This is a genomic window from Chamaesiphon polymorphus CCALA 037 (assembly GCF_003003845.1).
GTDB classification, from domain to species: Bacteria; Cyanobacteriota; Cyanobacteriia; order Cyanobacteriales; family Chamaesiphonaceae; genus Chamaesiphon; species Chamaesiphon polymorphus.
Window position 1 is genome coordinate 1 of the sequence record NZ_PVWO01000332.1, and the last position, 6,710, is coordinate 6,710.

Sequence of the window (6,710 nt, forward strand, 5' to 3'; positions counted from 1 at the left end):
TGGGGAGTAGCTTTGAAATTTTCATCTTCCATTTGTGGTTGTTTAGCTGTGAAGATTCTTAGCCTCAAAAACTATACTTTCTGAGACGAATAAAATTGAATGAGAGTAGCCAAAATGAAAGAAGAAGGTACTGAATTCACCCGCAAAGAAAAACGGTTGAAAATTCTGGCTACTGATGAAATTGAAAGTATTTACGATCGACCTAAATTTAATAGTGAAGACCAGATTGAATACTTCGCACTATCACAATCAGATTTAGAGATACTTGAAGTATTTGGTTCGATTAAATCTCAAATATACTTCATTCTTCAGTTGGGATATTTCAGAGCCAAGCATCTATTCTTTGTATTTACACTTGATGAAGTTGAAAATGACTTTCAGTATATTAGCGAGCAATACTTTAACTCCAAGCAGCTTGGTGGAATCAAAGTAATCGACAAACAGACTCGACTCAAACAACAGCGGTTAATTCTTGAACTCCATCGCTATCGTCTTTGTGGAAAAGAAGAGCGTCAAGAACTCGAACGAAAAGCACAGCAATCGGCAAAGGTTTACAGCAAACCTGTTTACGTATTTCGTGAACTGATCAATTATCTCACAGACCAAAAGATTGTGATCCCAGGCTATAGCTTGATGCAAGACATCATTAGCCAAGCTTTGACTGCCGAGCATAATAGATTGACAAAGATTGTATGCGATCGATTGCAATCGTCTGAAATTGCAGCATTTGATAAACTATTAGAAGAATCACCAGGCTTATATGAAATCACTCAACTAAAACAAGAGCCGAGAAATTTTAGTTTCAAAGAAATCAAGGGTGAAATTCAACGGGGTGAACAATTATATTTTTTATACACGATCTCCAAAAACTTATTACCAGAAATGGAGATATCCAACGAGAGTATTAAATATTATGCTGCTTTAGTAGGTTATTACTCCGTTGCCAGATTGAAACAACTGAATAAGTGGACAGCCTATATTTACATTATCTGTTTTGCTCATCATCGATATCAGCAACACTCAGACAATTTAATTAACTGTTTAATCTCCAAGGTGAGACATTATAGTGATGAAGCTAAAAGCGTTGCTAAAGAACGTTTGTATGAATGCCATATTGAAATCAATGAGAATTTCCAAAAAGCCGGACAAGTTCTCAAGCTGTTAACAGATGAAAGTATTGAAGCTAACACACCTTTTAAGACAGTTTAATCTAATATCTTTGGGATTCTACCACGTCCAAAGTTAATTATTGTTGCCGAGCGAATGGTGAAGACAGTAAGTTTTGACGAAACTGCCTTCCAATGGGAGCATATTGATAAGTTATCTCACCAGTTTAAGTTGCATTTGCGACAGATAATATTAACCGTTGAGTTTACCACAACACTAACTCAGGATACATTGATTGAAGCGATCGATCGATCGATTTCTTGAGAGTCGCATTCAAGAAGGGTAAGCCACTCAAGGAATTCCAGACTGAATTATTTCCAGTCGAATGTGTCCCATCCTCTGTTTCAGGCTATCTCTATACAGGTACTAGCGAACAAGACCAGCAGTTAATTCCAAATCGATATGAGTTCTTAATCTATCGACTACTCCGTAATGGATTAGAATCGGGTGATATCTCTTGTCAAAATAGTATTCATTTTCGGAGTCTTGAAGATGACTTGATTGATGATGTGAGATGGCAAGACAAACACCAGTTAATGATTAGCAATAATTTAACTATTTTAACCCAGCCCATTATCGAACATTTAGCATCACTTGAGAAAAATCTTGAAGACCGGATCGAGGAAGTTAATCGTCACATTACTGACGGAGATAATGAACATTTTCAGGTTAAGAAGCGGCGCGAGAAAGTCCGCTGGAATCTCTTGTATCCTCAAGGTGTTGACCTAATTAATGCACCACTCTTTGAGGGTTTGAAACAAGTTGATATTGCTAGCATTCTCCACTTTGTAGATGAGCATTGCCATTTTATTAAAGCTTTCGAGCATATCTTAGGACGTTATCATCGACAAGCTATAGATGAAGATGTGATTATTGCTTGCTTGATTGCCTGGGGTAATAATATGGGTATGGGTCGGATGGGTCAAATTTCTGATATTAGCTATCAACTGCTGACCACTACTTCAGAGAATTTTATCCGGTTAGAAACGCTCAAAGATGCGAACGATCTAATTAGTAATGCTATTGCTGAGTTATCGATCTTCCATCATTATGATATCGACAATATGATTCACTCTAGTAGTGATGGACAGAAGTTTGAAGCTCGGATTAATACAATTAATTCACGTTACTCTTCTAAGTACTTTGGGCTAAATAAGGGTGTTGTTTCATACACACTTGTTGCTAATCATATTCCGGTTAATGCCAAAATTATTGGAGCTAACGAGCATGAGAGCCACTTTGTGTTTGATATTTTGTTCAATAATACAACTGACATTCAGCCTCAGATTCATTCGACTGATACCCACGGCACGAATGAGATTAATTTTGCGGTGCTACATTCGTTTGGTTATCAGTTACGTCGAGCTATCTCTCACGCTAATTTTGGTAAGTTACGCTTTAAATCTGAACTTGAACAACAATTATGGAGCGAATGTGGACGTTTGATTGCTAATTGTATTCTTTATTACAATGCCAGGATCTTGTCTAGTGTTCTCGACCATCGGGAGCAGCTTGGCGATGTTCAAGGAGTTGAGGTGTTGAGACAGATTTCTCCTGTTGCTTGGCAGCACATCAATTTGTATGGTCGCTATGAGTTTCGGAAGTTTTCTGACTCGATCGATCTCGATGCGATCGTTGAGCAGCTAACCCAGGCTCCGTCTCATTAATTTCCAGAATCCCCCTTTTCGAGGGTTTATACAAAAAACCCCGTGTGATGAAAGTCGATCCCAAATCGGCTTTACAAAACCTGTAAGATCGCATTCAAACCTTTACTGTTGGTTTAAGATATTCATGCGTTCTGCCAACCATAGCTCGAACATTTCTCGGATTATCCGCTCGCGTAAAATCTCATCTAACTGCGGGCGCACGATCTCTTCTACGCGGATGAGGTGAACGCCCAAATTAGTTTTGATGGGTTCGATAATTTGTGGGGGAGTTGCAGCAAATATGGCAGCGGCCAATTCGGGACGGAGTTGGTGACGGCTAACCGCACCCAGATAGCCGCCGCGACGCTTGAGTTCGGAATTGGTAAGATAGCGATCGGCAACACTGGCAAAAGTTAGATCTCCTTCTTCTATTGCATAAAAAATTTCCATAGCCGTATACCAATCGGGTAAGATAATTTCGTAAATAGCCGCACTCATATAAATAATTGAATTCTGGTAAAAATAGGATTCTACCCGATCGGCAAATAAACGATTTACTAATTTATCGACGATTAATTGGTAGCTAATCATCTCTTGAAAGTCTTCAACAGACATAAAGTTAGCTTCCAGCCATTGGCAAGTAGCAGTAATACTTTCGAGTTGATTGACCTTTCTAAATTTATCTGCTGCTGATTGGATCTCGGTTTCAGTGGGGAATATTTCTAACTCTTGGGCTGCTGTGGTGATGATATGGTGGCGATAAAAACCCCGAACTAGTTCGGGAAATTTGCCCGATCTTTTGGCTTCGGTATAAATAACTGACTGCCAGTTAATATCTTGAAGTGCTGCTGTTAACATATTCTATCTATATCTCGATCTTAAAAATAGAAGTATCGATCGCTCATCAACGCCCATCAGCTAGTTTGCGGAACGGATCGAGGACAAAATCGATGATTTTCCGACGGCGAATGACGATTTCTGCGGTAGCTGGCTGACCTGACTTGAAGGGAATACACTTACCTTCATGCTCGATACAAGATTGCCCTAATTGGACTTCTATCTCATAACTGGTGCTGCTACCCTGAAGGGTTTTAGTAACTTTAGAATTGGGTGAAATCCAACTCAGATGACCTTTAACGATGCCATAACTCTCAAAGGGAAATTCATCAAACTTGAGCTTGACATCTTTTTTCTCTCCCGATCGCAGCGATTCGCTCTCTTCGGTAGATATTTCACCTTTGAAGACCAATTTACTAGTTTTAGGCGCGATCTCCGCTATCAATTGTTTGGGTTGAACGACTGCGCCTTCGCGCGAGATGGGCAGCTCAAAAATCGTGCCATTGGCATCGGCTTTGATAATATATTTATCGAGTTGTTTTCTTAAATAGTTTAATTGCGAACTGCTTCTATTTATTTCAGATTCGAGCGCAATAATTTGACTTTGGAGTTCTTTGAATTGTCGATCGTTGTTGAGCACAGCAATAGTACCACCCTTATCTATAGTTTCCAAGCCGCGTTGCTGTTCGACGATTTGGAGTTTAGTCCGCTCGATATCGGCTTTTCCTTGCTGGAGAAGTTTGCGATAGTTCTCTTGCTGCTCGATTAATTGAAGGTTGGACTGCTGGAGACTGGCTTGAGATTGAGCTAAAATTTGCTTTTTTTCCTTGGTTAAACCATCAATCTCTAGCGATTTGACTAGAGTAATTGCACCTGCTCGATGCAATCCTCGATAGCGATAACTTTCATTGTTGGCATCTTTATATCTGTTTCGAGATAGTAGTGTATTAGTTTGTGTATCGATAATTTTTTGTTGAGCTTGGCGAATTTGAGCGATCTTTTCTGCTTGCTGTAAGCTATAACTAGCTTGTCGATCTGCTAATGCTTGCTGAGCTTGAGAAATTTGCGATTTTTTTTCAAGTTTTTGGGATTGATTCTGTTGTTGTTGGGTTGAAATCTGCACTCTCATTTGATTTTTCATCAACATTAATTGTCCCAACCGCTGGCGATCGCCCTCAATTTTAAGCTGAGATTGATAAATTTGTTCGCGGACGCTCTTGGCATCGAGTTCCATGATTTTTTGTCCGGCTTTGACCGCATCGCCCTTTTTAACATATACCTTGAGTACGGCTACGCTACCGTCAACATCCGCTTCGCGCTTGATATTGTCGCCCTTATATTCCAATCTCCCCCCAGCTCTACCAATTTCATCCATTTGATAAAGACACGACCACGGTAATACAATCGCGACGGATAATAATAGGAAATAAAATAGCCCCCGCGTCCAGGGTAAAGGCACAGTGTCGATTAGATCGATAGCGGAATTAGACCAGTCGGCCTTTTCGGTATTGTTGACAACTATAATGCCTCGATCGATCGGTACTATTCGCGCATCAGTTACTACTTGAATCTGTCCTGATGAATTAGTAGATGAGTTTGAATTGTCATCTTCGGGGGGATTGACTAGCATTGGTAGTTATTGTTGATATAATTACTAAAGATCGGGATGTTTACAAATAATTTATCAAAAATATATAATTATTAACTCTCGAACTTATGCTGGAATAGTTGCTAATTGCTGGTGATTGAGATAGTAGTAATGACCGCGTTGTGACATGAGTTCGTCATGGGTGCCCTGTTCGATTAATAGTCCTTTATCTAGAACTAAAATCCGATCGGCATTCTGAACAGTGGAAAGTCGATGGGCGATAATAATGGTCGATCGATCGTGGCGAATTTTTTCTAAATTGTTTTGTACGGTTCGCTCGGATTCGGTATCTAAACTGCTGGTAGCCTCATCAAAAATTAGTAACTTGGGATTGTCGAGCAGAGAACGCGCGATCGCGATTCTTTGGCGTTGTCCCCCTGATAACATTCCACCCCCTTCACCGATTTCCGTTTCGTAGCGCATCGGCATCTTCTCAATAAATTCTGCCGCACCTGCTAATTCGGCAGCACGTTCGACCTCAGAGATATCGGCACCAGGTCGAGCGAGGGAAATGTTACTTTTAATCGTGCCGCTAAATAAGAAGGTATCTTGGTCTACTACGCCTACCTGAGAGCGGAGCGATTTCAGCGAGATGGTTTTGAGATCGATCTCATCGACCGAGATTTTGCCGCTGGTAGGCACATACAGACCTAAAATTAGTTTAGCTAGAGTACTTTTTCCAGATCCGCTTCTCCCGACTACAGCGATCGTTTGATTCGGTGCAATTTCAAAGTTAATATTCTCTAAAATATTGCGCTCCGCATCGGGGCTATATTTAAAAGTGACATTTTCAAATTTCACGCGCCCCCGAAATGTACCGAGATCGCGATAGCTGAGTTCGCGATTTTCTTCAGGCTTAGCTTCAATGACATCGCACAATCTCTCGACGGCAATGGTCATCTCTTGCAACTGAGTCCACAGTCCAGCTAGACGGAGAAACGGGCCAGTGACATTTCCCGATATCATATTAAAAGCGAATAGTTGACCGATCGTAAATTCCCCAGAGATGACTAGGGATGCACCGATCCAAGTCGTAGCCACACTACCGATGGTACTAATCGCGGAGCTGAGGGCACCAAGCTGGAGGGAGATCATTTGACCGCGAAACGAAATTCTAATTTCTTTGTTGAGTCGTTCTTCCCATTGCCAGCGCACCGCTTTTTCGACCGACATGGATTTGACAGTACGCACTCCAGTGAGAGCTTCAATCAGATAGCTATTTTCATGATTGGTAGCAGTAAATACTTCCCGCGACATCTTTTGTAAGAAGGGGGTGGAGGCAAAATTGAGAATCAGGAACGGGGGAATGGTGACGAGGGTTGCTAATGCTAATTTCCAGTTATAAACAAACATCATCGTTGCATAGACAAATACCGATAACATGTCCAGCATGACAACGATCGGTTGTCCGG

The 6,710-nt window shown here is 40.9% G+C and carries 3 protein-coding genes and 1 pseudogene; 1 reads left to right on the forward strand and 3 read right to left on the reverse strand.

All coding sequences use genetic code 11. The annotated features are described in order from the left end of the window. Nucleotides 1-114: 114 nt before the first annotated feature. Nucleotides 115-2,834: pseudogene (locus C7B77_RS31755) on the forward strand (Tn3 family transposase). Between the two features lie 102 nt (nucleotides 2,835-2,936). Here the strand turns inward: C7B77_RS31755 and C7B77_RS20695 are convergent. The 3 genes from C7B77_RS20695 to C7B77_RS20705 form a co-directional block, all read right to left on the reverse strand. Next, the gene (locus tag C7B77_RS20695; protein ID WP_106309246.1) at nucleotides 2,937-3,671 is read right to left on the reverse strand and encodes a peptidylprolyl isomerase; all 735 of its coding nucleotides are present in this window, start codon (nucleotides 3,669-3,671) and stop codon (nucleotides 2,937-2,939) included. Nucleotides 3,672-3,717: 46 nt separating this feature from the next. Beyond that, the gene (locus C7B77_RS20700; protein ID WP_106309248.1) at nucleotides 3,718-5,280 is read right to left on the reverse strand and encodes a putative HlyD family type I secretion protein; all 1,563 of its coding nucleotides are present in this window, start codon (nucleotides 5,278-5,280) and stop codon (nucleotides 3,718-3,720) included. Between the two features lie 84 nt (nucleotides 5,281-5,364). Beyond that, nucleotides 5,365-6,710, reverse strand: a 1,346-nt coding sequence (locus C7B77_RS20705; RefSeq protein ID WP_146138425.1) for a peptidase domain-containing ABC transporter, incomplete at its 5' end; no start/stop codon positions are given.

Bases quoted from the DNA above. Each gene is read 5' to 3' on its own strand.
- C7B77_RS20695 (WP_106309246.1), bottom strand. From the start codon at position 3,671: ATGTTAACAGCAGCACTTCAAGATATTAACTGGCAGTCAGTTATTTAT.
- C7B77_RS20700 (WP_106309248.1), bottom strand. From the start codon at position 5,280: ATGCTAGTCAATCCCCCCGAAGATGACAATTCAAACTCATCTACTAAT.